1 pseudogene is annotated in these 1,026 nt (G+C 56.4%); it reads right to left on the minus strand.

Annotated elements, in window-relative coordinates:
* Nucleotides 1-1,026, minus strand: a pseudogene (locus tag D1641_RS18930) (hypothetical protein); the annotation flags it as partial.

The following is a 1,026-nucleotide window of genomic DNA, read 5'->3' on the forward strand; positions in this document are numbered from 1 at the left end:
CGCGCCGGCCTGGGTGCCGATGTCGATCTTGTCGATGCCCAGAGCCTTGGTGTGCATGTCGCCCACGGAGACGTTCAGCTGGTTGAAGCTGTCGCTGGTGTCGCCGATCTGGAGGGACAGGCCGCCCTTGGCCTTGGGGTCCAGGGACAGCTTGATGCCGTCGCCAGCGGCGTTCGCCTCTACGTTCAGGCCGGTGACCTCTTTAATCTTGGCGATGTTCTGCTCAAAGTTCTCGTCATTAGGATCGAGACCATTGGTGCCAGTTGTTTTGTCACCAACCAGAACAGTGACATCGGGACCCAGAGCGGCAACGGCATTCATGAAAGCGTCGCCAGTGGCCTCCATATTGCCGGTCATCAGGACAAACTTCTTGCCGTTGATGGTGAACACGGCATCGTCGTAGTTCTTGCCGTCATACTCGGTGATATCAGAGGCCTTGACTTCGCGACCGGCGTCCACGCCAGCAGTAGTAATGTCGGGCTTATCCGCCGTAATTGTCGCTGTAGTGGCAGTTGAAGCCTTCACAGTGCTCTCAAAGGCATTGATCTGAGGCACGGTCTTATCGCCGGCCTGGAGATTAGTAAACTGAATCTTATCAGTGCCGCTCTTCTCAATCTGGAACTGGTCTGCCAGGTCACTCTTCTTCAGGTCCTTAATGAGTGCATCAGTCACTGCTCCAGCGTCCACTGCAGTAGCGGCAATCTTCTTAGTCAGGACCTCGCCGTTGGCATTCACCAGGCGGACCTGGGTGTCGGAGACGTTGCCGTCGCCATCCACATACTTCTCCACCTTGACGGTGGCGGTATAGGACTTGCCATTGTCCAAGCTGACGGTGAAGGTGTAGGTGTCGCCTTCTTCAGCATCAGCACCGGTGGTTGTAAGAGCAGTATCGTTTGTAACGACGCTCTGCACTGCGTTCACCTGAGTGCTGTCCACGCCCTTGACGCTAATCTCCTTGGCGCCGCTCTCCAGAGAGCCGTCCAGCAGCTTGATGCCGTTGAAGTTGGCGCTGTCAGCGATACGGTT

It is taken from the genome of Colidextribacter sp. OB.20, assembly GCF_009911595.1.
Lineage (GTDB): Bacteria > Bacillota > Clostridia > Oscillospirales > Oscillospiraceae > Lawsonibacter.